Annotated in this window: 22 protein-coding genes; 8 read left to right on the top strand and 14 right to left on the bottom strand. The window is 64.5% G+C overall.

All coding sequences use genetic code 11. The features are described from left to right. Positions 1–45: 45 nt before the first annotated feature. Positions 46–2751, bottom strand: a complete 2706-nt coding sequence (gene acnA, locus HV765_RS24970; RefSeq protein WP_054426483.1) for an aconitate hydratase AcnA — start codon at positions 2749–2751, stop codon at positions 46–48. A gap of 297 nt (positions 2752–3048) precedes the next feature. After that, positions 3049–3978: a LysR family transcriptional regulator gene (locus tag HV765_RS24965; protein ID WP_175171354.1), complete on the bottom strand. Its 930-nt coding sequence runs from the start codon at positions 3976–3978 to the stop codon at positions 3049–3051. Positions 3979–4114: 136 nt separating this feature from the next. Here HV765_RS24965 and HV765_RS24960 point away from each other — a divergent pair, with 136 nt between their 5' ends. The 3 genes from HV765_RS24960 to HV765_RS24950 all read left to right on the top strand — a co-directional run bounded on the left by HV765_RS24960 (position 4115) and on the right by HV765_RS24950 (position 7702). Beyond that, a complete protein-coding gene (locus tag HV765_RS24960) occupies positions 4115–5002 on the top strand; it encodes an SDR family oxidoreductase (protein WP_054426738.1) in 888 nt (295 codons plus the stop codon). Next, positions 4999–6606 (top strand): AMP-binding protein, encoded by a 1608-nt coding sequence (locus tag HV765_RS24955; protein WP_175171353.1) that lies wholly within the window; start codon positions 4999–5001, stop codon positions 6604–6606. The genes HV765_RS24960 and HV765_RS24955 overlap by 4 nt, the downstream gene beginning before the upstream one ends. A 112-nt stretch (positions 6607–6718) precedes the next feature. Beyond that, a complete protein-coding gene (locus HV765_RS24950; protein WP_054426480.1) occupies positions 6719–7702 on the top strand; it encodes a Bug family tripartite tricarboxylate transporter substrate binding protein in 984 nt (327 codons plus the stop codon). Between the two features lie 10 nt (positions 7703–7712). Here the strand turns inward: HV765_RS24950 and HV765_RS24945 are convergent, their stop codons facing one another. Continuing rightward, positions 7713–8621: a LysR substrate-binding domain-containing protein gene (locus HV765_RS24945; RefSeq protein ID WP_054426479.1), complete on the bottom strand. Its 909-nt coding sequence runs from the start codon at positions 8619–8621 to the stop codon at positions 7713–7715. A 148-nt stretch (positions 8622–8769) separates the two neighbouring features. Here HV765_RS24945 and HV765_RS24940 point away from each other — a divergent pair, with 148 nt between their 5' ends. Further along, positions 8770–9684 carry a pirin family protein gene (locus HV765_RS24940; protein ID WP_175171352.1) on the top strand — a complete coding sequence of 305 codons (915 nt, stop codon included), beginning with the start codon at positions 8770–8772 and terminating at the stop codon, positions 9682–9684. Positions 9685–9949: 265 nt separating this feature from the next. Then, the gene (locus tag HV765_RS24935; protein WP_054426477.1) at positions 9950–12157 is read left to right on the top strand and encodes a TonB-dependent receptor; all 2208 of its coding nucleotides are present in this window, start codon (positions 9950–9952) and stop codon (positions 12155–12157) included. A gap of 82 nt (positions 12158–12239) precedes the next feature. On the opposite strand, the gene HV765_RS24930 is transcribed toward HV765_RS24935, so the two are convergent. From HV765_RS24930 to HV765_RS24905, 6 genes are all read right to left on the bottom strand, one after another. Next, complete coding sequence (locus HV765_RS24930) at positions 12240–12521, bottom strand: helix-turn-helix domain-containing protein (RefSeq protein ID WP_175171351.1); 282 nt, start codon at positions 12519–12521, stop codon at positions 12240–12242. After that, positions 12518–12856 carry a type II toxin-antitoxin system RelE/ParE family toxin gene (locus HV765_RS24925; RefSeq protein WP_175171350.1) on the bottom strand — a complete coding sequence of 113 codons (339 nt, stop codon included), beginning with the start codon at positions 12854–12856 and terminating at the stop codon, positions 12518–12520. Before HV765_RS24925 ends, HV765_RS24930 begins: the two co-directional genes overlap by 4 nt. A 59-nt stretch (positions 12857–12915) precedes the next feature. Beyond that, positions 12916–13515, bottom strand: a complete 600-nt coding sequence (locus HV765_RS24920; RefSeq protein WP_054426475.1) for a transglycosylase SLT domain-containing protein — start codon at positions 13513–13515, stop codon at positions 12916–12918. Positions 13516–13910: 395 nt separating this feature from the next. Further along, positions 13911–16502 carry a bifunctional aconitate hydratase 2/2-methylisocitrate dehydratase gene (acnB, locus tag HV765_RS24915; RefSeq protein ID WP_054426474.1) on the bottom strand — a complete coding sequence of 864 codons (2592 nt, stop codon included), beginning with the start codon at positions 16500–16502 and terminating at the stop codon, positions 13911–13913. Between the two features lie 245 nt (positions 16503–16747). After that, on the bottom strand, positions 16748–17674 hold the full coding sequence (locus tag HV765_RS24910) for an FxLYD domain-containing protein (RefSeq protein WP_175171349.1): 927 nt from the start codon (positions 17672–17674) through the stop codon (positions 16748–16750). After that, a complete protein-coding gene (locus HV765_RS24905; protein ID WP_175171348.1) occupies positions 17664–18551 on the bottom strand; it encodes an FxLYD domain-containing protein in 888 nt (295 codons plus the stop codon). The genes HV765_RS24910 and HV765_RS24905 overlap by 11 nt, the downstream gene beginning before the upstream one ends. A 186-nt stretch (positions 18552–18737) precedes the next feature. Here HV765_RS24905 and HV765_RS24900 point away from each other — a divergent pair, with 186 nt between their 5' ends. After that, positions 18738–19502: a sulfite exporter TauE/SafE family protein gene (locus HV765_RS24900; protein ID WP_175171347.1), complete on the top strand. Its 765-nt coding sequence runs from the start codon at positions 18738–18740 to the stop codon at positions 19500–19502. 83 nt (positions 19503–19585) lie between these two features. Here the strand turns inward: HV765_RS24900 and HV765_RS24895 are convergent, their stop codons facing one another. The 4 genes from HV765_RS24895 to HV765_RS24880 all read right to left on the bottom strand — a co-directional run bounded on the left by HV765_RS24895 (position 19586) and on the right by HV765_RS24880 (position 23448). Next, the gene (locus HV765_RS24895; RefSeq protein ID WP_054426470.1) at positions 19586–20026 is read right to left on the bottom strand and encodes a CBS domain-containing protein; all 441 of its coding nucleotides are present in this window, start codon (positions 20024–20026) and stop codon (positions 19586–19588) included. Between the two features lie 131 nt (positions 20027–20157). Next, positions 20158–21063, bottom strand: a complete 906-nt coding sequence (locus HV765_RS24890) for a LysR family transcriptional regulator (RefSeq protein ID WP_175171346.1) — start codon at positions 21061–21063, stop codon at positions 20158–20160. 154 nt (positions 21064–21217) lie between these two features. Beyond that, complete coding sequence (locus HV765_RS24885) at positions 21218–22261, bottom strand: acyl-CoA dehydrogenase family protein (protein ID WP_175171345.1); 1044 nt, start codon at positions 22259–22261, stop codon at positions 21218–21220. An 11-nt stretch (positions 22262–22272) separates the two neighbouring features. Then, complete coding sequence (locus HV765_RS24880; RefSeq protein ID WP_175171344.1) at positions 22273–23448, bottom strand: acyl-CoA dehydrogenase family protein; 1176 nt, start codon at positions 23446–23448, stop codon at positions 22273–22275. Between the two features lie 199 nt (positions 23449–23647). Here HV765_RS24880 and HV765_RS24875 point away from each other — a divergent pair, with 199 nt between their 5' ends. Then, positions 23648–24460 carry a crotonase/enoyl-CoA hydratase family protein gene (locus HV765_RS24875; RefSeq protein ID WP_175171343.1) on the top strand — a complete coding sequence of 271 codons (813 nt, stop codon included), beginning with the start codon at positions 23648–23650 and terminating at the stop codon, positions 24458–24460. Positions 24461–24579: 119 nt separating this feature from the next. Further along, positions 24580–25761: a beta-ketothiolase BktB gene (bktB, locus tag HV765_RS24870; protein ID WP_054426466.1), complete on the top strand. Its 1182-nt coding sequence runs from the start codon at positions 24580–24582 to the stop codon at positions 25759–25761. A 68-nt stretch (positions 25762–25829) separates the two neighbouring features. On the opposite strand, the gene HV765_RS24865 is transcribed toward bktB, so the two are convergent. Beyond that, entirely contained in the window at positions 25830–26603 is a 774-nt protein-coding gene (locus HV765_RS24865; protein ID WP_054426465.1) for an IclR family transcriptional regulator, read from the bottom strand. Positions 26604–26682: the final 79 nt, after the last annotated feature.

Below are 26682 nucleotides of genomic sequence, written 5' to 3'. Positions count from 1 at the left end.
GGGCTTTTTGCATCGCGCTCGGCGCGGTGCGGCGCAGTAACGTGCTTAGGCCGCGAGCAACTGGCGCAGCACGAAGGGCAGGATGCCGCCGTGCTGGTAGTAGTCAACCTCGATCGGCGTGTCGATGCGCAGCAGCACGGTTACGTCCTGCTTCGAACCATCCTTGCGGGTGATCGTCAGCGTCACGTCCTGCATCGGCTTGATGCCGTTTTCCAGGCCCGAGATGTCGTACGTTTCTTCGCCCGTGATGCCCAGCGACTGCACGCTGTCCGTACCCTTGAACTGCAGCGGCAACACGCCCATGCCGACGAGGTTGCTGCGGTGGATGCGTTCGAAGCTGCGGGTGATCACGGCCTTCACGCCCAGCAGTTGCGTACCCTTGGCCGCCCAGTCGCGCGACGAGCCCGTGCCGTATTCTTCGCCGCCGAACACCACGGTGGGCGTGCCGTCGGCCACGTACTTCATGGCGGCGTCATAGATCGACATCTGTTCGCCGGTGGGCTGGAACAGGGTCTCGCCGCCTTCGAAGCGGCTGCCATCCGGCAACGACGGGATCATCAGGTTCTTGATGCGCACGTTGGCAAACGTGCCGCGCATCATGATTTCGTGGTTGCCGCGGCGCGAGCCGTAGCTGTTGAAATCGGCCTTCATGACGCCGTTTTCCTTCAGCCACTTGCCTGCGGGAGAGGTTTCCTTGATGGAACCGGCGGGCGAGATGTGGTCGGTGGTGACGGAATCACCAAACACGCCCAGCGCACGCGCGTTCTTGACGGTGGGCATCGCGGCCGGCGTCATGTCGAAGCCTTCAAAGAAGGGCGGTTCGGCGATGTAGGTGGAGTCGGGCCAGTTGTAGGTGTCGCCGCTGACGCCCTTGATGTTTTCCCAGAGCTTGCCCGGGTTGCTCTTGACCTGGCCGTAGTTGGCCTCGAACACCTTCGGGTCCAGCGCATGCTTCATCAGCGCTTCGACTTCTTCGGACGTGGGCCAGATGTCGCCCAGCCAGACGTCGCCGTTCTTGCCCTTTCCAACCGGCTCGGTCATCAGGTCGCGCGTGACGGTGCCGGCCAGCGCGTACGCCACCACCAGCGGGGGCGAGGCCAGGAAGTTGGCCTTGATGTTCGGGTGGATGCGCGCTTCGAAGTTGCGGTTGCCAGACAGCACGGCCGAGCAGACGAGGTCGTTGCCGGTGATGGCTTCGTTCAGGTCCGGCGTGAGGTCGCCCGCGTTGCCGATGCAGGTGGTGCAGCCGTAGGCGGCCACGTCAAAGCCCAGCTTTTCCAGGTAGGGCAGCAGGCCCGTCTTGGTCAGGTAGTCGGTCACGACGCGCGATCCGGGCGCAAGCGAGGTCTTGATGTGCTTGGGCACCTTCAGGCCGGCTTCCACGGCCTTCTTGGCCAACAGGCCTGCGGCCAGCAGCACGTTCGGGTTCGACGTGTTGGTGCAAGACGTGATGGCGGCAATCAGGATGTCGCCGTTCTTGATCTTGGTGCCGGTGCTGGTGGTGAAGGTTTCGGCCAGCTTTTCGGCGGGCTGGTTGAAGCCGTTTTCAGCGACCGGCTTGGAGAACAAGTCGATGAACGTGTTCTTGACGTTGCCGATTTCGATGCGGTCTTGCGGGCGCTTCGGGCCGGCCAGCGACGGGGCGACGGTGGACAGGTCCAGCGTCAGCAGCTTGGTGAAGTTGATGTCTTGGGCGGCCGGAATGCCGAACATCTTCTGCGCCTTGAAATAGGCTTCAAAGGCGGCAATTTCAGCTTCCGTGCGGCCGGTGCCGCGGAAGTAGTCGATGGTGCGTTCGTCAACGGGGAAGAAGCCCATGGTGGCGCCGTACTCCGGCGCCATGTTGCCGATGGTGGCGCGTTCGGCCACGGTCAGGCTGGCGGTGCCTTCGCCGCAGAATTCAACGAACTTGCCCACCACTTTTTCACGGCGCAGCATTTCGGTGATGGTCAGCACCAGGTCGGTGGCGGTGACGCCGCCGCGCAACTGGCCCTTGAGCTCAACGCCCACCACGTCGGGCGTCAGGAAGTACACGGGCTGGCCCAGCATGCCGGCTTCGGCTTCGATGCCGCCCACGCCCCAGCCCACCACGCCGATGCCGTTGATCATCGTGGTGTGGCTATCGGTGCCCACCAGCGAATCGGGGTAATAGACGTTGTTCTTTTTGTCCTGGTGCACGCCGCGCGCCAGGTATTCCAGGTTGACCTGGTGGACGATGCCAAAGCCCGGGGGCACGACGCCGAACGTGTCGAACGCCTGCATGCCCCACTTCATGAACTGGTAGCGCTCTTGGTTGCGCTTGAATTCCAGCTTCATGTTCAGGTCCAGCGCGTTCTTGGTGCCGAAGTAGTCGATCATGACCGAGTGGTCGACGACCAGGTCAACCGGCACCAGCGGCTCAATGCTCTTGGGGCTCTTGCCCATTTTGTCGGCGACCGAGCGCATGGCGGCGATGTCAGCCAGCAGCGGCACGCCCGTGAAATCCTGCAACACCACGCGCGCCACGACGAAGGGGATTTCGTCTTCGCGGCGGGCGTTGGCTTGCCAGTTGGCCAGCTGCTTCACGTGCTCTTCAGTGACCTTCTTGCCATCACAGTTGCGCAGCACGGATTCCAGCACGATGCGGATAGAAACCGGGAGCCGCTGCACATCAATGCCGAGGGACTTGCCCAGCGCCGGCAGCGAATAGTACTGACAGGATTTATTGCCGATCTTGAAGTTCTTGAGGGTGTCTAGAGTGTTGTGCGGCATGATGGACTCCGTTGTTTTGCCCGACTGTATGTGCCCAGGCGCAGGCGGCATTTTCTGGCGATTTTGCGCGGTTGTCATTGTAGGGGAGACAAGCCCTTGCGCGGCTGCATGTCTTATATCTTATATAAGACTTGGGGCGCACGTCAAAGTTCCGTCCAAGTTCCGGCAAGGCACCGGGATGGCACTCCCCGCACTGCAAAACCCCTACTTTGGCGGACATGAGCCAAGCCTGCAAGACCCCGCGTTTTTAACAGGGAAGTTCTACCGTGGCGTGGCGGCGGTCAGGAAAATTTCAGATCAGGCCAGGAAGCCGCGCAACAGCGGTTCCAGCTCGGATTTCAAAAAGTCGACCAGCGCGCGTTGAGCGGTCGACGGGTAGGGCGTGGGGGACGTCAGGATGAACAACTTGTCGCCCGGTCCTTGCGCCTTGTAGGCCGGCAGCACTTCAATGAGCCGGCCGGCTTCCAGATCGGGCTGCACGATGTAGGCGGGCAGCAGCGCGATGCCGGCGCCGTCGCGCGCGGCCTGGGCCAGAAAGGGGAAGTACTCGGATTGCAGCCGGGGCGCCAGCTTGGCTTCGTAAACCTGGCCTTTGCGGGTCAGGCGCAGCGTCGTTTGTGGCTTGGGGCCAGGCGGGCAAAGAAAATCCAGCCGGCCCAGGTCGCGCGGGTGGGCGGGTTTGCCCACGCGCTGCAAGTAGCCGGGGGCGGCGCACAGATGCCATTTCACTTCGCCCAGCTCGCGGGCCACGTAGTCCTGCGGCGGCGTCGAAATTACCCGCAGCGCCACATCGATTTCTGACGAAATCAGGTCGCTGACACGGTTGGAGAACAGCACCCGCAGGCTCAGGCTGGGGTGTTCCAGCGCAAATCGCACCAGCAGCGGGCGCAGCGCGTCCAGCTCGCCCAGGCCGGTGGGCAAGGACAGCCGCACATGGCCCGTGGGTTCCGCGCCCAGCTTCTGCAGCGTATGTCGCGCCGATTCCACCTCGCGCGACATGCGCGCGCCGTGCTCATACAGCACCGTGCCTTGCTGCGTCAGTTCCAGGCGGCGGGTGGTGCGCCGGATCAGTTGGGCGCCGAACGTGCGCTCGAGCTTTTGCAGATTCCGGCTGACGTGCGACCGCGTCACGCCCTGGCGCAAGGCCGCCTCACTGAGCGTGCCGGCTTCGACGATGGTGACGAACAGCTGGATCAGGTTCAGGTCTAGCGCGGGCAAGGCGGACATGGGCGTCTTCGATTGTTGCCTGTGAGGAAACATAGTTTACGCAAGCCGAAGGATTGTCGCGGAATATTGGCGTTGATACTCTCGGTCCAAAGCAAATCCATATCGACATAAAGGAGACAATCCCATGGTCCAAAGCATGTTCCGCGCGGATCTGTTCCGCGGTCAGCGCGTCCTGGTCACAGGCGGGGGCACCGGGCTGGGCTACGCCATGGCCGAACAACTGGCCGCGCTGGGCGCCACCGTGCACCTGTGCGGCCGCCGGCTGTCGGTCGTTGAAGCTGCCGCGGCCACGCTGCGCGCCCGCTACGGCGGCCAGGCCCATGCGCATGCCGTCGACATCCGCGATGCCGACGCCGTGGACGCCATGGTGGACGGCATCTGGCGCGAGCATGGCGGCTTGGACGGCCTGATCAATAATGCCGCGGGCAACTTCATCAGCCCGACTGAGAAGCTGTCGGCGCGCGGCTTCAACGCCATCGCCGACACGGTATTTCGCGGCACCTTCTATATGACCCAGGCGGTCGGCAAGCGCTGGATCGAGACCGGCACGCACGGCGCGGTGGTGTCGATTGTGGTGACGTGGGTCTGGACGGGCTCGCCGTTCGTGGTGCCGTCGGCCATGTCCAAGGCGGGTATCGACGCGATGACGAAGTCGCTGGCGGTGGAATGGGGCCGCCACGGTATCCGCCTGAACGCCATCGCGCCTGGCGTGATTCCCACCGAAGGCGCAACCGCAAGGCTGCGCCCCAACGGCGATGGCCAGGACGCGCTGACCCAGCAAAATCCGATGCGCCGTCTGGGCACCGGGCACGACATCGGCGAATTGGCCGCGTTCCTGCTGGGGCCGGGCAACGATTGGATCAACGGCCAGACGATTGCGCTGGACGGCGGCGACTACCTGGCCAACGGCGCGTACTTCAAGCAGTACTTCGAATGGAGCGACGACGATTGGGCGGCCGCCCGCGCCGCGATCGAGGCGCGCACCGCACAAGACAAGGCGCAGCGCGCCGGGAAGCCGGCATGAGCGGGCGCATCATTGCGGGCGGCATTGAGTTGACCCGTGACGCGCTGGTTGCGCGCGGCGAGCAAGTGGCGGCCGGCCTGGCGGCGATGGGCGTGCGCGAAGGCGATGTGATCGCGGTGCTGCTGCGCAACGGCATGCCGTATCTGGAAATCATCCAGGCCTGCAAGCGGCTGGGCTGCTATTACTGCCCGATCAACTGGCATTACACGGCCGAGGAAGTGGCGTTTCTGGTGACCGATAGCGGCGCCAAGCTGGTGATTGCCGAAGACGATTTGTGGCGGCAGGTCTGGACCGCGCTGCCCAAGGGGCTGCCCGCGCTGCGGGTGATGGGCGGCGGGAAGTCGGTGGCCGGCAACATTGATGTAGCCGCCGACGAGTCCGACCCCGACGAGTCTGCCCCCAACGACTTCGAAGCCAACAACTTCGAAGCCAACGACTTCCAAGCCAACAACTTCGAAGCCAACAACTACGAAACCTGGCGCAATGCGCAGCCGCGCTACGACGGGCCGCTCGTCGCGCCCCGCGGGCACATGGCGTACACCTCGGGCACCACCGGCCGGCCAAAGGGCGTGGTGCGTCAGCCGTTTCCGGTGGCGCATCTGCCCGAGCACCTGGCGGCCGTCGAAGCCGTGGTGGAACAAGCCTACGGATTGCGCCCCGGATGCCGGGCCTTGCTGCCCGCGCCGGTCTATCACAGCGCGCCCAGCGTCTTCGCCCAGGTGGCGCTGCGCGTGTGCGACACGCTGGTGCTGACCGCGCGCTTTGATCCCATCGAGGTGTTGCGCCTGATCGAACAGCATCGCATCGACACCATCTATCTCGTGCCCATCATGTATGTGCGGCTGCTGAAGCTGGATGCGCGCACACGAGCGTCGTTCGACTTGTCGTCGCTGCGTTTCGTGGCGTCGACGGGGGCGCCGTGCGCGCCTGAACTCAAGCAGGCCATGATCGACTGGCTAGGCCCCGTGGTCCATGAAACCTACGCGTCCAGCGAGGCAGGCATGGTGACGGTAATTGACTCCCACGAGGCGCGGGCCAAGCCCGGCAGCGCGGGGCGGCCCATCGGGCCGGCGCAGGTGCGCGTGTATGCCGAAGACGGGTCGCTTTGCGCGCCCGGCGAGGTCGGCCGCATCTACGTGCGCCAGCCGGCCTATGCCGACTTCACCTACCGCAACCACCCCGAGGCCCGCCAGGCCGTCGAGCGCGACGGCCTGATCGGCCTGGGTGACTTGGGCTATGTGGACGAAGACGGTTATCTGTTCGTGTGCGACCGCGAATCGGACCTGGTGATTTCCGGCGGCGTGAACATCTATCCCGCCGAAATCGAACACCACCTGACGCAGTACCCGGGCGTGGCTGATTGCGCCGTATTTGGCGTGCCGGATGCCGAGTTCGGGGAACGCTTGCTGGGTTTGATTCAACCCGCGCCGGACGCCACGGTGAATGTGCAGGACGCCCTGCAATGGCTGGCTGGCCGCGTCGCGCGCTACAAGATCCCGCGCGACCTGCAACTGCGCCCGGCCTTGCCGCGCGACGACAACGGCAAGATCGCCAAACGCCGCCTGCGCGCCGAGTTCTGGGAGGGGCAGGCGCGCAAGGTGTAGCGGCGAACGTCAGGCCAACACCCCAGCAATACCCCAGCAATACCCCAGCAATACCCCAGTAGTACCCCAGCAGTACCCACTACAAGAGTCGTTCAAGACTCGGGAGACAAGCATGTTGAAAATGAATCGTTGGTTGGGCCGCACCGCGGCCGCCGTGCTGGCTTGCGCGGCAATTGCACCCCAAGCGCTGGCGGCGTTCCCTGACCGCCCGGTGAAGCTGGTGGTGCCGTATACGCCGGGCGGCGCGGCGGATCAGTTGTCGCGCGTGCTGGCCGAGCGCCTGTCGCGCGAACTCGGCCAGCCCGTCGTGGTGGAGAACAAGCCGGGCGCCAACACGATGATTGCGGCCACGCAGGTGGCCCGCGCCCAGCCCGATGGCTACACCCTGTTTCTGGCCAGCAATGCCAGCATGGTGCTGAACCCCATGCTGTATCAGAAGATCGCCTACGACGCCGCGCGCGATTTCCGCGTGCTGTCGGTGGTGGCTGAACTGCCGCTGGTGGTCGTGGCGAACAACGCGGTGCCGGCCACCACGCTGGCGCAATTCGTCAGCTACGCCAAGACGCGTCCGGGCAAGCTGAACTATGCGTCGGTGGGCATTGGCAACCCCTTGCAGCTGGCGACGGAATTGCTCAAGTCGCGCACCGGCGTCGACATTGCGCACATCCCGTACAACGGCAGCGCGCCGGCCTTGAGCTCGCTGATGGCCAACGACACGCAACTGATGGTGGATGTGATCAGCACGTCGCTGCCGCTGGTGAAAGAGAACAAAATCAAGGCCTTGGCGGTAACGACGGCGGAACGCCTGCCCGTGCTGCCCGATGTGCCGACGGTGGCGGAAAGCGGCTTTCCGGGGTTCCGCGCAGCCACCTGGTTTGGCATCGCCGTGCCGCAAGCGACGCCGGCCGCCGAAGGGCGAGCCTTGCAGGAGGCGGTTGCGCGCGTCATGGCGCAACCGGATTTCCGCGAACGTTTCCAGACCTTGGGGCTGGTCATCCAGGCGCCGCGTGATCAGGCGGAAACCGACCGCTACGTGGCGGAAGACCGCGAGCGGTGGGGCGCGGTCATTCAGGCGAATCACATCAAGCTGGATTAGATGCGGGGTCTCAAGCCAGCAACACGGGCAGCTCCGCCGCCGCCAGTTCCAGAAAGCGGCGCAGCGCAAGAGGCTCGCCGCGGCGGGCGGGCATGATGGCGTAGATGCGTGATGGCGCGGCCTGCCAGCCGGGCAGAATCGGAACCAGTTCGCCCTTGGCCATCATGGTTGCGCTGAGGTAGTGCGGCAGCAGCGCCACGCCCAGCCCGCTGCGCGCCATCGAACGCAGCGTGGCCATGTTGCTGCTCAGGCAGCGCGGCTGGAATTCCAAAGTCTCGATTTCCCCAGCCGGCCCGGTAAAGCGCCACGTGTGGCGGTTGTCTTGCGTGGCGTGCGCCAGCAAGGGCAGGGCGGCCAGGTCGCGGGGGTGGCGCGGCCGCGCCTGGGCCAGCGCTGGCGCGCCAAGCAGCGTCAGCGGCACCAGCGCCAGTTCACGGCCGATCAGCCGGGAGTCCGTCAGCGCCGAACTCATGGCGCGAAACGCCAGGTCATAGCCTTCACCGACCAGGTCGATGATTTCGTCACGCGTATCCAGCAGCACCCGTACCCCGGGGTTCGCCATGCAGAAGCGGGCCACCATGTCCCCCAACAAGGTCACAGCCAGCGGAGACGGCGCCGTGATGCGCAGCAGGCCGCTGGGGGTGTCGCCCATGGACGCCGCCAGATCGAACGCCGTGCGGGCTTCGCGGGCCATGGTCTGGGCATGCACATAGATCTGTTCGCCCATCGGGGTCAGCGATACCCGGCGCGTATTGCGTTGAAGCAACCGGACACCCAGGCGCGCTTCCAGCTCGGCCACGCGCCGGCTGAGCTTCGAACGTTGCATATTCAACACACGCGCGGCGGCGGAGAAGCCGCCTTTTTCAACGACCTCGCTAAAGAGCAGCAGGTCGTCGACGTGATGAATGTGCGATTGCATGGGGGTTTCAGCTGGGCGCGAACGAAAAAGGAGCGAATTGTCCTGCAAGACAGGACAACTATTCCTGAAATTGGGCTCTACTGTCCGCCAGGTGGAACTCATAAGCTTGGCGTCAGCCAGCGTTACCACTTCCCCAGGCAGCACTTTTTTGACTATCCATCTCAGTAACGTCGTTGCCAGCCCGGTCCAGTCCGCGGGCGACGCCTGCACCGTCCGCCCGTTCCGCCACACCGATTTTTCCCGCAGCCCGTCGCCAGTGGTCAGCGTGGACCACTTCGTCATGACAGGGCCTGCCACGGCGCCTGAGCCGGCCCCCGGCCTGTGCGCCGCGACGCTGTTGCTGGAGGACTCCAAGGGCGTCATGCAAAGCCTGGGCAGCACCAAGGACGACCACGAGATCCGGGCGGGCGACCTGCATTGGACGCAGGCGAGCCAGGGGATTCTGCGGGTACACCGGCCCGAGGCGCAGGCGCGGCTGCACGGGCTGCGCATCGGGATCAAGCTGTCAGACCGCCAGCCCGCCCAAGCGCCAGGCATTGCGTTGCTGCGGGGCTGGGAGATGCCCGTCATCCAGACCGACGCGGGCCGTATCCGCGTGGCGGCGGGTAGCCATAGCGGCTGGCAATCGCCGCTGGCCACGCCAGACCCCCTGATGCTGCTGGACGCCTGGCTGCGCCCCGGCGCGACGCAACTGGTGCCGTTGGCGCCGGGGTGGAATGCCTGGATCTATGCGGTGCAGGGGGAGGTGGGCGTACGCGCCAGGCATCGCCTGACGGGCGCACCGGCCTTGCCGAAACGGCCGGGCGGTGACCCGGATTTCGCTGTGGTGCACGCGGGCTCGGCCCTGGCCGCGTCGGCGTCCGTTGACGATGAACATGGCGTGCTGGTCTTGATGGCGGGCAGGGCGCCGGTGCATTTCGTGCTGATTGCGGGCGGCGCCATCGAAGCCGCTTCAGGCCAGCCCCATGCGGCCGCCAAGCCAGCCCGACGCGGTCTGACCCAGTCGGAAACCGCTTTCGAGGCGGGTGATTTTGGGCGGTTGCAGCCCGATTTAGCCGCCTGATCCTGACCTTGACCTTAACGAACCCGACTTGTTGCGGCCGGGCAACGGGCGGGTTTTCCTGCGTTGGAAATGGTATGAGAATGATTCTCGGTTTGATAACATTTTCGTCGTCAGACCTCAATACCCCATGGTGAACGGGCTCGGCAGGGCCGTTGTACAGCCTTGCGGTAGTGCAAGGAGATAAGCCGTTTTCCGCGCGTGACCCCATCGGGATTTGGTGTTTCTTCGCGCGGTGACGCGCATTCTCTAGCCCATCGATCCCGATATGAAAATCAGAACTCTAGCTTGCGTGGCGGCCACGCTTCCGTGCCTGGGCGCAGCCTATGGCCAGACGGCTCCGGCTGCCCAATCTGGCGACGCTACCGTATCCATGGAAGCCATCAAGGTCGAAGCCAGCGCGGACGCGTCGGCAGGCGGCCTGTCGGCCCCGTTCGCGGGCGGCCAAGTCGCCACCGGCGGCCGCGTCGGCATTCTGGGTACGCAAGACAACTTGAGCACGCCGTTCAGCATCACCAGCTACACGAACGAGCTGATCCAGGACAAGCAGGCACGCAGCGTCGGCGACGTGCTGCAAAACGACTCCGGCGTGCGCGTGGCGCGCGGCTTCGGTAACTTTCAGGAGTCGTACTTCATTCGCGGCTTCATCCTGAGCTCGGACGATGTGGCCTACAACGGCCTGTACAGCCTGCTGCCGCGCCAGTACATCGCCACTGAACTGTTCGAACGCGTGGAAGTGCTGCGCGGCGCAACGGCATTCCTGACCGGCGCCACCCCTGGCGGCGGCGGTATCGGCGGCGTGATCAACCTGGTGCCCAAGCGCGCCCCGAACGATCCGCTGACGCGCGTCACGACCGGTATTTCCAGCGGCGGCCAGTTTCAGTTGTCCACCGACATCGCCCGCCGCTTTGGCCCGGACGACAGCACTGGCATCCGCCTGAACGCCGCGCAACGCAGTGGTGATACGGCGATTGATGATGAACATTCCCGCACCAGCCTGGTGTCGCTGGGCATTGATTGGCGCTCGGCGGATACGCGCTTGTCGGGGGATATCGGCTGGCAGGAAAACAAGCTCAAGCGCGCGCGTCCGAACGTGACGCTGGGCGCGGGCGTCACCACCGTGCCCGACGCACCGGACGCCAGCTCCAACTACGCGCAACCGTGGTCGTACTCCAACGAACGCGATGTGTTCGGCACCTTGCGCGCGGAACATGACTTCAGCGACAAGCTGACCGGCTGGGCAGCCTACGGATTCCGCCGCAGCGATGAAGCGAACTCGCTGGGCAACGTCACGTTGACGAACGGCAGCACGGGCGCGGGCAATTTCTATCGCTTCGACAACACCCGTGAAGACAGCGTCAACACGGGCGAATTCGGCCTGCGCGCCAAGGTGCGCACCGGCCCGGTCGGCCACGAAATCGTTGCGTCGGCGTCCTTCTTCGATCTGAAGAAGAAGAACGCCTACATCATGGATTTCGGCAATACGTTTCCGACCAACATCTATGACCCGATCTCCTACGACAAGCCCGCCTTCAGCGCGGGAGCATTGCGTGGCAACGATATTGATAACCCTGCCTTGCAAGGCCGTACGCGCATGAGCAGCTACGCCCTGGGTGACACCTTGTCGTTCCTGGACGACAAGGTGCTGCTGACCCTGGGCATCCGCCATCAACGCTTGTCGCAGCGTGATTACGCCTACAACACGGGCAAGGAAAGCGGCGCCTATGACGCCAGCCGCAACTCGCCGGCCGCCGGTATCGTCTTCAAGGTGGCGCCCAGCGTATCGCTGTATGCCAACTACATCGAAGCCCTGGTCGCGGGGCCGACCGCGCCTGCCAACGCGAACGGCAAGCCGGTGCCTAACGTCGGCCAAAGCCTGCAACCCTACGTGTCCAAGCAAAAGGAAATCGGCGTGAAGTACGAGGGTGACGGGCTTGGCGCCGGTCTGGCCTTGTTCTCCACCGACAAGCCGCGCGCGATGTACAACGCCAGCAACGAGCTGACCACCTCCGGCAAGGACCGTCACCAAGGCGCGGAACTGACCGTCTACGGCGAGCCCATCAAGAGCGTGCGCGTGCTGGGCGGCTTGACGTGGCTGGATGCCGAGCAGCGCTCCACCGGCAACGCCTCGCTGGACGGCAACCGCGTGATCGGTGTGCCGCGCTTTCAGGCCAACATGGGCGTGGAATGGGACATCCCCGGCGTGCAAGGCCTGGCCGTGGACGGCCGCGTCGTCTACACCGGTTCGTCTTACGCGAACGACGCCAACACCCTCAAAGTGCCCGGCTGGACCCGCTTTGACGCCGGCCTGCGCTACATGACGGACATCGACGGCCACGTCGTGACGCTGCGCGCCCGCGTGGAAAACATCGCCAACCGCAACTATTGGTCGTCGGTGGGCGGATACCCCGGCAACGGCTATCTGGTACTGGGCGGCCCGCGCACGTTCCTGTTGTCAGCCAGCATGGACTTCTGATCACAGCCGGCTTTGGCCGGTACGCAACAAAAAATCCCGGCCTGGCGCCGGGATTTTTATTTGAAGGAAAGCAAGCGGGTGCTCAGGCGGCTTCTTGAATCGTCATCTGCACATGCAGGCCCGCGGCGGTTGCCATATTGACCAGGGCGTCCAGGCCAAACAGGTTGATCTTGCCGCGCATCAGGTCTGACACGCGCGGTTGCGTAACGCCGAGCAGCTGCGCCGCTTGCTGTTGGCTCATCTCCGATCGGGCAATGTGATGCTTCAGCGCCACCATGAGTTCTGAGCGCAGTTTCATGTTTTCAGCTTCGGCGGGGGTGTCTTCAATGGCATCCCACACACTGGCGAATTGTTGCTTGCTCATAGGCCTAGCTCCTTCAACAGATCGCGGTATCGTCTGGCCGCCAGATCCAGGTCGGTCTTTCCTGTCTTTGCCGCCTTCTTTTGGAAGCAATGCAAGACATAGACAGCTTTGGCAAATTTTGCGACGTATATCACGCGAAACGCGCCCGACTCTTCCCGAAGCCGAATTTCACGGACCCCTGGTCCGATCGTTGTCATAGGCTTCCAGTCGTCCGGCTCCAAGCCGCGCTGTACCTGATCTATCTGATGCCCCGCGTCGCGTCGTGCATGCAGTGGAAAGGCCCGCAGTTCGTCAAGTGCCGTACCTAAAAAGGTGACGAGTTTGAGGACGCTCATACGGCGATTATACAAATTTTTGTATAAGGATCAATTGCCCACGGGATTCCTCTATCCCCTCACCAGAACCACCCCCCGCGCGTCAAATCTCCTTCGCAACTCTTGTACTGCGACGAGAATTTCTCGGCGCGTGCCTGCACTTTTTGCGACACCGTTTTCAACCAGGCCTTGCGGTCGTAGCTGCGGTTGCGGTAGCCGGTCCAGCCTTCGTGGTAATTCAAGTACTGGCCATAGGCGTCCCATTTGGACACGCCGTTGATGCGTTGTGACTTGCTCATGTACCAGCCCATGAAGTCCAGCGCGTCGGCGAAGTTGTCGCGGCTGGAACCCCATCCGCCGGCTTCTTTTTTGTAGTCGGCCCAGGTTTCGTCCTTGGCTTGGGCGTAGCCATAGGCAGAGCTGACGCGGCCCCAGGGAATGATGCCCAGGAAGTAATAGCGGGGCGGCACGGCGTCCTGTTTGAAGGACGACTCCTGGTACATCATCGCCATGGGCACCGGGACGGGGGCGCCCCATTTCTTCTGCACCTTCAGGGCGGCGTCGTGCCAGTCCGGCTTTTCTCGGAAGATCGCGCAAATATTCTCGGGGTTCGATGGCGGCGCCGTGGCGCAACCGGCAAGCGCCAGCAGTAGCAGCGGCGGCAGCAAAAGCCGGGTCATTGGCGGGCTTCCTCCTCAGGTTCGGGGCGCAAACGGGATGCTGCGCCGGGCAGGTGTCACAAGGTACCGCGATTGTATGAAAACGTATCGCCGGAAAAGTTTCCTGTTCGGATGCTTGCTCTGGCGTTAAGGGAGCAACTGCTGAAACCCTCTGCCCGGAACTCGGCCCCAAAAGGAAGCGGCCTGCAAAGAAAGCGGCGTGCAAAAGGAGCTGCCTGCAATGGGAGCTGCCTGCAAAGGAAGCAGCCTGCAAAGAAAGCAGCCTGCAAAGAAAGCAGCCTGCAAAGAAAACGACCTGCAAAGAAAACGACCTGCAAAGAAAAACGGCCCCGGATTGCTCCGGGGCCGTCGTTCGTACTGCAAGCAGGCTAAGACACCTGGCTAGCGCGCAAAGCTTACACCTCGATCACGTCCGCCACGTCCTTGTAGTCCGCGATCTTGTCGAAGTTCAGGTACTGATAGATCTGGTCGCCGCTCTTGTTGATGACGCCCATATCGGCCATGTACTCGTCCTTGGTCGGGATGCGGCCCAGCTTCGAGCAGATGGCGGCCAGCTCGGCCGAACCCAGGTACACGTTCGTGTTCTTGCCCAGACGGTTCGGGAAGTTGCGGGTGCTGGTCGACATGACGGTCGCGCCTTCGCGCACTTGTGCCTGGTTACCCATGCACAGCGAGCAGCCCGGCATTTCCGTGCGCGCGCCAGCGGTGCCGAAGACGCCGTAGTGGCCTTCTTCGGTCAGTTGCGTGGCGTCCATCTTGGTGGGCGGGGCCACCCACAGCTTGACCGGGATGTCGCGCTTGCCTTCCAGCAGCTTGGAGGCTGCGCGGAAGTGGCCGATGTTGGTCATGCAGCTGCCGATGAACACTTCGTCGATCTTGGCGCCAGCCACTTCCGACAGCGTCTTGACGTCGTCGGGGTCGTTCGGGCAGGCCACGATGGGCTCGTGCACGTCGGCCAGGTCGATGTCGATGATGGCGGCGTATTCGGCGTCGGCGTCCGGCTCCAGCAGCTTGGGGTCAGCCAGCCAGGCTTCCATGGCCTTGATGCGGCGGCCCAGCGTGCGCTCGTCTTCGTAGCCGTTGGCGATCATCCACTTCAACATCACGATGTTGCTGTTGATGTATTCGATGATCGGTTCCTTGTTCAGGAACACCGAGCAGCCGGCGGCCGAACGTTCAGCGGAAGCGTCCGACAGTTCGAAAGCTTGCTCGACCTTCAGGTCCGGCAAGCCTTCGATTTCCAGGATGCGGCCCGAGAAGATGTTCTTCTTGCCTTGCTTGGCCACCGTCAGCAAGCCTTGCTTGATGGCGTACAGCGGGATGGCGTTGACCAGGTCACGCAGGGTGACGCCGGGTTGCAGCTTGCCCTTGAAGCGGACCAGCACCGATTCCGGCATGTCCAGCGGCATCACGCCGGTGGCGGCGGCAAAGGCGACCAGGCCCGAACCGGCCGGGAACGAAATGCCGATGGGGAAACGGGTGTGCGAGTCGCCGCCGGTGCCGACGGTGTCGGGCAACAGCATGCGGTTCAGCCACGAGTGGATCACGCCATCACCCGGACGCAGCGACACGCCGCCACGGGTGCTGATGAATTCCGGCAGCGTGTGGTGCGTCTTGACGTCCACGGGCTTCGGGTAGGCGGCGGTGTGGCAGAACGACTGCATCACGAGGTCAGCCGAGAAGCCCAGGCAAGCCAGATCCTTCAGCTCGTCGCGGGTCATCGGGCCGGTGGTGTCCTGGCTGCCGACCGAGGTCATCTTCGGTTCGCAATAGGTGCCCGGGCGAATGCCCTTGCCATCCGGCAGACCGCAGGCGCGGCCAACCATCTTCTGAGCCAGCGTGTAGCCCTTGCCGGTGTCGACCGGGTCTTTCGGCAGGCGGAACAGCGTCGACGGCGCCAGGCCCAGCGCTTCACGCGCCTTGCTGGTCAGGCCACGGCCGATGATCAGCGGAATGCGGCCACCGGCGCGCACTTCGTCGAACAGCACGTCGGACTTCACTTCGAATTCAGCGATGACTTCGCCGTTCTTCAGCGCTTTGCCATCGTAGGGGCGCAGTTCGACGACATCGCCCATTTCCATCTTGGAAACGTCGAGTTCGATCGGCAGCGCGCCGGCGTCTTCCATCGTGTTGTAGAAGATGGGGGCGATCTTGTTGCCCAGGCACACGCCGCCAAAGCGCTTGTTCGGCACAAACGGGATGTCTTCGCCCGTGAACCACAGCACCGAGTTGGTGGCCGACTTGCGCGACGAACCCGTGCCAACCACGTCACCCACGTAGGCGACCAGGTGGCCCTTTTCTTTCAGGGATTCGATGAACTTGACCGGGCCGCGCTTGCCGTCTTCTTCCGGTTCGAACGCGGCGCCGTCGCGCTTGTTCTTCAGCATCGCCAGGGCGTGCATCGGGATGTCGGGGCGGGTCGTGGCGTCAGGCGCCGGCGACAGGTCGTCGGTGTTGGTTTCGCCAGGCACCTTGAAGACGGTGATGGTCAGGCTTTCCGGCAGTTCCGGGCGGCTGGTGAACCATTCGGCGTCGGCCCAGCTTTGCAGCACGGACTTGGCGTTGGCGTTGCCCTTGTCGGCCTTTTCCTTCACGTCATGGAAGGCGTCGAACATCAACAGGGTCTTTTTCAGCGCATCGGCGGCGATGGTGCCGATTTCAGCATCGTCCAGCAGGTCGACCAGCGGGCCAATGTTGTAGCCGCCGAGCATCGTGCCCAGCAGTTCCGTCGCCTTGGCACGGCTGATCAGCGCACAAGCTTCCTTGCCCAGCGCCACGGCGGCCAGGTAGGACGCCTTCACCTTGGCGGCATCGTCCACGCCGGCCGGCACACGGTAGGTCAGCAGTTCGACCAGATTCTGCTCCTCGCCAGCGGGCGGGTTCTTCAGCAGTTCGATCAGTTCAGCGGTTTGTTTAGCCGTAAGGGGCAGCGGGGGAATCCCCAGAGCCGCGCGTTCGGCAACGTGTTGGCGGTAGTTATCCAGCATGTGAGGCCTGCTCAAAGTCGGGTTGGAAGAAGGGTTTTCGACCGGAATTGTAGAGGCAACAGAAGTCGCTAGCAAATGTCTTATATCTTATATAAGACCTGAGCCGATAGCTGTTGCGTTACGGCGACGCAGAGCGGGGTCGCGCAGGCGCGGCGCACGGGGAGCGTAGGGCGAGCGTAGGGCGAGCGTAGGGGGCGCGCAGGGCGCGCGCTGGGGATTGGGCAGGGGATTGGGCTGTGGGCGAGCTAGCGCGCCGTGACGTCGTACACCACGCCAACCCGCGCAAAATTCCCGCCGTACTGCTTCACGATGACCTCATACGGGGCGCTTTCGCCGGGTTGCAGCTTGGGCAGGCGCAGTTCCTTGAAACTGGCGCCGCTGAGCTTGTCCTGCGCGTCATACAGGCTGACCCAGACCCGCACGTTGTTCACTTCCGCCTGATCCTCGTTGCGCACGCGGCCCGTCACGGTGACGTATTTGTAACGGTAGCGGTAGCTGAAGTTCAGCGTGCCGGTGCCGACGCCGGCCTCGGTGTTGTCGACGGAAATGTCCAGCTTGGGCCGGGGGCCGGGCAGGGCGGCGCGCTTGGCGGGCATCCAGTCGGTCTTGACCTCGGTGTAGCGTTCGTAGTTGCCGCCGACCAGCGCCACCGGCACGCGCTCGCCCGGATACAGATAGGCGGGCAGGGTCCAGTCCTGCCGGACCTTCAGCGGGGTCGAGCCATCGAACACGGTGATCTGCGCCTGGGGCGACAGGGCGACATAGTCCGGGCTGGTGTTGACGACTTCCGCGTACATGATCGGGCGGTCGATTTCGTCCAGCAGCCGACGCGGCGCGGACAAGGTCAGCGCTTTGGTGTCGAACAGCGCAAAGCCGGGGTCCAGCAGTTCTTCGGTGGTCAGGCGCACATGGTCGATCACCCGCACATCTGCCGGGCTGACCCGCACCATGCGGGTGGCGGGGGCGGCCTCTTTGGGCGGTTCCACCTTGGCAGCTTCCACGTTGGGCGCGTCGTTGGCCGGCGCGTCTTGCATGCCGAGTTTGCGCATGGCCCAGGGGCCGGCGGCGGTGTACTTCGTCAATGCAAACCCGGCGGCCGCCAGGATGATCAGCACCAATACGGCCTTGGCCGGCCAGGACAGCGGCTGGGCGCCGCGACGATCAGCTTTCACTTTGCACCATGTAGTCGTAGGACGCGACCTTGCCGTCGCCGAACATTTCGCACCGCGCATCGAACGCCGTCACCGCGCCCGGCGCGAGCGTACCCGCGGCGGCGTAGCCGTTGCCGGTGCCGATCATGGCGCCATCTTCGCCATACAGGATGACGGTGATCTGGGTGCTGTTGGCGTCGCCATGTCCTTGATTCTTCAACAATCCCACCAGCCGGTACGCGCCATCATTCTTTACCAGCTGCACCCTGCTGGCCACCACATCGTTGGGCTTGCCGCGGGCGGGCGCAGGGGTTGCGACCTGCAGCGTGTAGCGCGTATAGGCCTTGCCCGGCACCGAGATCCGCAAGGGCGCGTATTCACCTGGCTGCAGGGAACGCGCCGAGATCGAACCCCAGGACGACGTCAGCGTCAGCTCCCCCTGGAAGAAGGTGGCCGTGACGCGTGGCGGGTCGATCTTCTTGCCCGTTTCGTTGCGCATCATCATGACCAACTCTTTGCTGCCGCGCGTCTGGATCTCGCGCACATCGGTCAGCTTCACCAGCGACGCGTCGATTGGCGGCGTGACGGCAGGCGCACGATACGGCGTCGATGTCCGGTTTGATGACACCAGCGATATCACCAGCGGCACGACCACCGCGGCCACCACCACGAAAGCAATCGCAGCCAGCGCCCCGGGCTTGATCGCCGTGTGCTGCGCGGGCTGCTGCATGCCGCGCAGAATCTTTTCCAGCCGTTGGGCAACGTCATCTTCTACCAGCGTCAGCGCGTGGCAGTGATTGCAGCGGTATTCGTTCGGAGCCAATTTGGTGAACTGAGCGCTGCCGCAAGTCGAGCAGGTCAGGGTTACCGTGTTGATCGTGGTGTGTTTGGGCGTCATTCTGAGCGCGAGCTTTCCGGCAAGGACGGACAGGGCGGCAAGGATAGCGGCAGCGCGCAGCGGCCGGGTTCGGGGACGCTTCCAGTTGTGACAAGATATGTGATTCGGCATGTTCACCCGCCCGCGTTGGGCGGGTGGTCAGCACCCCGGTGATATCATCGCCGCGACCCCAAACCCTCAAAGCGCATGAGTATCTCCCACCACTTGCTGTTCCTGGCCTGCGTGGCGCTCGCCACCTATGCCCAGACCATGACCGGCTTTGCGTTCGGACTCGTGCTTCTCGGTTTGTCGGGGGTGTTCCAGCTGGCGTCGGTGTCGGAAGTGGCCAATGTGGTCAGCGTGTTGTCGCTGGTGAACGCCGCCGTGACGCTGGCGCGGGCCAAGCCGCAAGTGAACTGGTCGCTGATGCGGCCGGCCATGATCGCCAGCCTGGTGGGCGTGGGTGCCGGGGTTGCCGCGCTGACGTGGATCAGCGGATCGATGGCGGTCTTGCTGCAACTGCTGTTGGGCGTCACGATTCTGGCCTGTGCCATCTTGCTGGTGGCGCGCGCCAAGCCGCTGGAACGCTTGTCGTCCAAAGCCTCTTTCGTATTTTTCGGCGGAATTTCCGGCGTGCTGGGCGGCTTGTTCTCAAGCGCCGGGCCGCCCATGGTGTATCACCTGTACCGCCAGCCCTTGCCGCTGGCGTCCATCCGCAACAGCCTGCTGGTGCTGTTTTCGCTGAATGCCGTGGTGCGCCTGACGCTGGTGACCGGGCAGGGCGCGTTCATGGCGTCGTCATTCTGGCTGAGTTTGCAGGCCTTGCCGGTGGTGATTGGCGTGACGTGGGTGGCGCGCCGCTACAGCACGGCCGGGTCGATGAAGACCGTCAAGCGCATGGTGTTCGTGCTGTTGCTGGCAGCCGGCATGGGGCTGATCGTGCCGGCGGCGCGGATACTGGCGGCGGGCTAGCCGCCAGGGTCATGGCCGCCACTTGCCGTGGCGGCTAGCGGTGGCGGCTCGGGAGAGAACTCGCCGGACAACTCGCCAGACAACTAGCCGTGGCCGCCGCTGATGTAGCGTTCGAGCTCGTGGATGATGAATTTCTGCTCGCTCATGATGTCCTTGACCAAGTCGCCAATGGACAACAGACCAATCAGTTTTTCGTTTTCGATGACCGGAAGATGACGAAAATGCCGTTCCGTCATCATGGCCATACAGTGTTCCCGGGTGTCGGTGGGGCCCACGTAATAGACCGAGTCGGTCATGATTTCCCGCACTTTGGTGCTGCGCGACGAGCGGTCTTGCAGAACGACTTTGCGGGCGTAGTCGCGCTCGGAGAGCATGCCCAGCACGGTGTCGCCCTCCACCACCACGACGGCGCCGATGCTGCGTTCGGCCATGGTCTTGATGGCGTCAAACACCGAAGAATCCGGTGAAACCGTCACGACGGAATTGTTCGACTTTTCCCTAAGAATCTCAGCAACTGATTTCACGATGTGCTCCCGGATCGCTGACAAGGTTCAAACGCCGGCCGCGCGTCGCGCCCTCGGTCTGACGGGGCGCTGCGGCGCAACCATGCTCCATCCTAAGCCTGCGGGCCATCTTGCCGCAAGCGCGGCGCCGCTTATTTGGCACCCTTGTCGCGGAACGACAGGCTGGCCAATTCGCGCAGGTTGCGGGCGGCGCTGCGTTCGATGTCGGGGTTCCACGCCAGGGAAATGCCGATGGATGCGTCTGCCGGAAAGTCCGCCAGCGTCTTGTAGACCACATTGGGGCCGGGATGGCGCCGGCTGCCCGCCGGCACCAGCGCCACGCCCAAGCCGCTTTCAACCAGGCTCAGCAGCGTTTGCACCTGCACGGCTTCCTGCGTGATGCGGGGCGTGAAGCCTCGCAACTGGCACGCGTTGATGGCCGCCATGCGCAGCCCCGCGGCTTCTGTCGCGGTGTACATGATGAAGGCCTCATCCGCCAGATCGGCTAGACGGATGCGGCCGCGGCGCGCCAGCGGATGGCTCTTGGGCACGGCCAGCGCAAAATTCTCGGTGGTCAGGGGGGTTAAGCGAACGTTCGAGCCCATGGCCACCGGCACGCGCACGATGCCGACTTCCAACGCATCTTCGGCCAGGTCCTGCATGATGCGGATCGACGTGGCTTCGCGCAGCACCACCGTCACGCCAGGATAACGCTGGCGAAACGCGGGCAGGATGCGCGGCAGGATGCCGTGCGTGGCGGAGCCCACGAAGCCGACGCGCACCGTGCCGCCTTCGCCCGCCGCGCCCGCGCGTGCCGCGAGGCGGAACTGCTCGGCATGGAACAGCGCGCGGCGCGCTTCGTCGCGAGCGGCCAGGCCGGCTTCGGTCAGCTGCACGCCCTGGCGTCCGCGCACAAACAGCGGCACGCCCACCATATCTTCAAGCTTGCGGATCGACACCGACAACGGCGGCTGCGACATGTGCAGCTTTTCGGCGGCGCGGTGAAAGTTCAGCGTGTCGGCAAGAACCAGGAACTGCTGAAGATGGCGAAAATCCATGGGGGCGGTCCGGGGCGAGGGTTGCCCAGGATGATACGGCCCGCGTATCGGATTCGGCATCGGTGCTATCCCTTCGGTATCGGGTCCGTTGGCATCATGCTCTTCGCTATCCGGGACGTTGCTATCCGGGACGTTGCTCTCCGGCGCTTCGCTGTCAGCCCGCCGCCCCTTGGAGTTCGGTACGCAGATACGTCAGCGCATCGTGATGGCTACTCAACGCCGCCGCGCCAATCCGCGCGTGCCAATACGATTCCGAGCCGCCCGCCAGACGCCAGTCGCGCAGCCGTCTTGTGTAGCACTGCAAGTCGAATTCCGCCGTGATGCCGATTGCGCCATGCACCGCGTGCGCAATGTCTGCGACTAGCGGTGCGGCCTGGCTGGTGCGCGCTTTGCCCAATGCGGCCATCAACGCTTGCGGCTGGCCGCCGCGCCCCTGAAACGCCAGTTGCGCCGCCATGCGCGCGGCCCACACGTGTTCTGCCATGACGCTGATCTGTTGCTGCACCGCCTGAAACCGGCCGATGGCTTTGCCAAATTGCGTGCGTTGGTTGGCATAGTCCAGCGTCATCGCCAACACGCGATCCATGGCGCCGGCCATCAGGCCGGCATAGGCGATGGCGGCGAGTTCATCCAACGGAGCGTCGCCATGCTCCCGGTTGGCAATACGTGATGCCCCGGCCGCTTCGCCATCCACGCGGACGGCTGCACGCAAGCCCCAAGACGCTTCGCCATCCAGACTGCCGTGCACGCCGTTGGGCGCGACGCAGCCGGCCGCAACAGGCAGCAGCCAGACGTGCCCGTCAGCCTGCGCTAGAACATAGTCCGCAACGCGCACCCAAGGCACGTTCACGCCTGTCATGCGATCCTGCTGCATCGACAAACCCTGCGCGGCGATGGCGATGGACCCCTTTGGCACGGCGTGTCCGGCGCGGGCGAGCCAGGCGCGCGCCAGCACGGTGTGCGCGATGGGGTAGGGGCAAAGATGCCGCCCGGCTGCCAACACCACGGGCAGCGCGTCGGCCAAATCCAGGCCCGCGCCGCCTTGCGCTTCGGGCACCAGCGCATCCGCAAAGCCTGCGTCTTCGCAGGCCTGCCACGCGGCGGCAATGCTATGGCCCTGTTCCGCGGCGCGCAGCAGGGCAGGCGTGCAGGTTTGGGCAAACAGGCGTTCGGCGGCGTCGCCAAGCAAGGTGTCCATGGTCATCGTCCTTATCGAAGTCCCAGCCCGCGCGCGATGATGCCGCGCAGGATTTCGCGCGTACCGCCGCGCAACGAGAACGTGGGCGCCACCTGCTCCAGGTACGCCAGCGTGCGCATCAGTGGCAAGGGAATCGGCGTATTGGGATGGCGGCCCAGCGCGTCGCCGATCAGGCGTGGAATCTGTTGTTCCAGCGCTGTGCCCAAGTCCTTCACCAGCGCGGCTTCGACGGCAGGGCTGGCGCCTGCCGCGAGCTTGCCCGCCACCGCCACGGACAGAGCGCGCAGCACCGCCATCTGCGACAGGATGCTGCCCAGCACCGCATGATCGTTCTGGTGGTCTGCCATATCAGCGGGGTTCGTGTGACCCGAACGGCGACGGCAATGCGTCAGCCAACACTCCAGCAGCGCGATGCTGGAATACAAACGTTCCGGCCCGCTGCGTTCAAACGCCAGCTCGGCATTCACTTGCGCCCAGCCCGCGCCTTCCTGGCCGATCAGCGCGTCGTCGGCCAACTCGACGTTGTCGAAGAACACTTCCGAGAAATGCGCGTCGCCGGCCAGGTCTTCAATGGGGCGGATCGACACGCCGGGCAGCGACAAGTCGATGATGACTTGCGACAAGCCCTGATGCCGGTCTTCTGCCGTACCTGACGTGCGGACCAACGCAATCATGTAGTGCGAACGGTGCGCGTTGGTTGTCCAGATCTTGCTGCCATTCAAGCGCCAGCCGTTCGCGGTGGGCTCGGCGCGGCTGCGGATGCTGGCCAGGTCCGAGCCCGAGCCGGGTTCGCTCATGCCGATGCAGAAGAAGGCTTGGGCGCGGCAGATGCGGGGCAGGTAGAACGCCTGCTGCGCGGGCGTGCCGTACTTCAAGATCAGCGGTGCGCTTTGGCGGTCGGCGATCCAGTGCGCCGATACCGGTGCGCCCGCGCCCAGCAGTTCTTCCGACAGCACGAAGCGCGCGAAATGTCCGCGCGCCGCGCCGCCGTGTTCGCGCGGTAGTGTCAGCCCGAGCCAGCCACGTTCGGCCAGTTGGCGGCTGAAGCCTGCATCGAACCCCATCCACGAGCGCGCGCGTTCATCGGGTTCCAGGCCATCCAGCGTCTCGGCCAGAAAGTCGCGCACCTCGGCGCGCAAGGCTTCGTCGGCGGCGGGGATGGCAGTGAGTTCCAGCGTGTCGATCATGAGGCGCTCCGGTGCGGGCCGGCGCTTGGCCGGGGGGCTCGAAAGCGCACTATCGCGGCCTGCGGCTGTGCGCGTCCAATATTATTTTTGGGCTTTCCGATACGAATCTCGTATCACCCGCGCGAAAACTAATATTGGACGGCAAGCAACGCCTACACCTACGCTGGGGCGATCAACCCTTTCACTATCAGGAGCGGGCATGACGGAACGTGTGCATTACGAATTGGACGCGCAGGGCGTTGCAACGTTGACGCTGGACGACCCCGCTACGCGCAACGCGCTGACCGGCAGCGACATCGTGGACCAGATTCTGGCGGTGTTCGCACGCATTGAACGTGACCCCGCCGTGCGGGTGCTGATCGTGACGGCGGCAGGCGATGTGTTTTCATCCGGCGGCAACATCAACGACATGCAGCGGCAGATTGGCCCAGAGGTGGGCAGCGCCGCGTTGCGTCAGGAATACCGGCACGGCATCCAGCGTTTGCCGCTGGCGTTGCATGCGCTGGAAGTGCCGACGATCGCCGCCGTGAATGGCGCCGCCATCGGCGCGGGCTGCGACCTGGCGTGCATGTGCGACGTGCGCATCGCAGCCGAAGGGGCGTCGTTCGCGGAAAGCTTCGTGAAGCTGGGGTTGATTCCCGGCGACGGCGGCGCCTGGTTCCTGCCGCGTTTGATCGGTATGGCGCGGGCGGCCGAGATGTCGTTCACGGGCGACGCCATCAGCGCGCAAACGGCGTTGGACTGGGGGCTGGTGTCGCGCGTGGTGCCGGCCACGGAATTGCTGCCCGCCGCGCACGCACTGGCCAGCCGCATCGCGGCCAATTCGCCAGACGCCGTGCGCCTGACCAAGCGCCTGTTGCGCGAAAGCCAGCACGCCCGCCTGGACCATTTGCTGGAGCTGTCGGCCGCCTATCAGGCCCTGGCCCACAAGACGCCCGCGCACGCGGAGGCGGTTGAAAACTTCATCGCACAACGCGCCGCGCGCAAAGCGGGACGCCCGTCTGGCGGCTAGGCAGAGAGCGGGCGCGCATGAATGCAGGCCAGGCAAACAGGGGGCGGGTTTGAGTACGGGCCTAGGCAAAGCGAGGGTGGGCGGCAGTATGATGGAGCGCATTACAAGGAGGAAACACCATGAATGAAGTCATCGTCGCTTCGGCCGTCCGCACCGCCATTGGCGACTTCGGGGGCGCGCTGAAAGACGTGCCGCCGTGCGACCTGGGCGCCACTGTCATCCGCGCCGCGCTGGAACGCGCAGGCGTCAAGGGTGACGAGGTCGGCCACGTTGCGGTCGGCCACGTCATCAACACCGAACCGCGCGATATGTACCTGTCGCGCGTGGCCGCCATGAACGCGGGCATCGCCAAGGAAACCCCGGCCTTCAACGTCAACCGCCTGTGCGGCTCGGGCTTGCAGGCCATCGTGTCGGCAGCGCAAACCATCTTGTTGGGCGATGCCGATATCGCCATCGGCGCGGGCGCCGAAAGCATGAGCCGCGCGCCGTACATCGTGCCGTCGCAGCGCTGGGGCGCCCGCATGGGTGACAGCGTCATGCTGGACATGATGACGGGCGCGTTGTCCGACCCGTTCGGCCGCATGCACATGGGCGTTACCGCTGAAAACGTGGCCGCCAAGTTCGGCATCAGCCGTCAGGACCAGGACGCGCTGGCCGCCGAATCGCACCGCCGGGCGGCCGCCGCCATCGACGCGGGCTACTTCCGCGACCAGATCGTTCCCGTCGTGCAAAAGACGCGCAAGGGCGAAGTCGTGTTCGACACCGACGAGCACGTGCGCCGCGACGTGTCGGCCGCCACCATGGCCACGCTGAAGCCGGTTTTCCAGAAAGAGAACGGCACCGTCACGGCGGGCAACGCGTCGGGCCTGAACGACGGCGCGGGCGCCGTGGTGCTGATGAACGCGTCGGTTGCCGCCAAGCGCGGCATCAAACCGCTGGCGCGTCTGGTGGCCTACGCCCACGCGGGCGTTGACCCCGACATCATGGGCATCGGCCCGGTGCCGGCCACGCAAGCCGCGCTCAAGCGCGCCGGCCTGACGGTGGACCAGCTGGACGTCATTGAAGCCAACGAAGCCTTCGCCGCGCAAGCGTGCGCAGTGTCGCGCGAACTGAAGCTGGACCCCGCCAAGGTCAACCCGAACGGCAGCGGCATCGGCCTGGGCCACCCCATCGGCGCCACCGGCGCGATCATCACCGTCAAGGCGCTGCACGAGCTGCAACGCGTGGGCGGGCGCTACGCGCTGGTGACGATGTGCATCGGCGGCGGTCAAGGCATCGCCGCGATCTTCGAACGCATTTAAGCGTTTGAACCCAAGCGGCCTCCGCCAGTTACGGCGGAGGCCGCTTTTTTTCGCCTCGCCCCGATGCGTTACGCATCCCCCAAATAGTCCCGCGCCCACGCCAGGCATTCGGCGTGCAGTAACGCGCCCATCTCCGCGCGTCTTGGCGCGTCCAGCCGGCTGCTGATGGCGCCGAAGCTGAACGCCACCCAGGTCAGTTCCGACACCGGAAACGCCACGCCCACGCCTGAAACTCCTGGCGTGATCGTGTCTACGATTTCGGCATGGCCGGTGGCGCGCGTCTGTTTCACGGCCTTCATCAACGCGCTGCTGGAAACGCCGATCTGCGCGTAGCTGGCCGCATGCCGCGCATAGAGCGCGGAGATGTCTTCATCGGGCAGGCTGGCCATCAGCGCCAAGCCGCCCGCGCCCACGCCCAGCAAGCGGCGTTCGCCCTGGTCAATGGTGAACACCTTCACCGGAAACGACCCCGCTTCGCGCAGCAGGCACAGCGCGTAGTCGCCCTGGCGAATCACCAGAAACACGGTGTCGCCCGACAGCCGCGCGAGCTTTTGCGCGAAGGGGCGCAGCGCGTCCAGCAGGGGAGTGCGCCGCAACGCCGCAAACCCCAGCTGCATGGAATCCACGCCTAGCCGGTAGCGGCGCGTGCTGCTGTCGCGTTCGGCGAATTGTTCTTCCAGCAGGCAGCTCAGCAGCCGATGCGCGGTGGAGCGCTCAAGCCCGGTCGCGTTCATGACGCCTTGCAGATCCAGCCCGTCTTCCTGGTGCTGCGCCAGCACGCGCAGCAGGCCGAGCGCGCGCCGCATGCTTTGGGTTCCGCCCGTTGCGGTCGATTTGTTCATATTATGGGAAAAGTTGATTGAATATTTTGTATTCTAGGATTTGAGGTGCGTTAATTCAATCCAATCGATCCGCGCCATC

The organism is Achromobacter kerstersii (assembly GCF_902859595.1).
Taxonomy (GTDB): Bacteria; Pseudomonadota; Gammaproteobacteria; order Burkholderiales; family Burkholderiaceae_B; genus Achromobacter; species Achromobacter kerstersii.
This window is presented reverse-complemented; position numbering and strand designations above follow the sequence as displayed.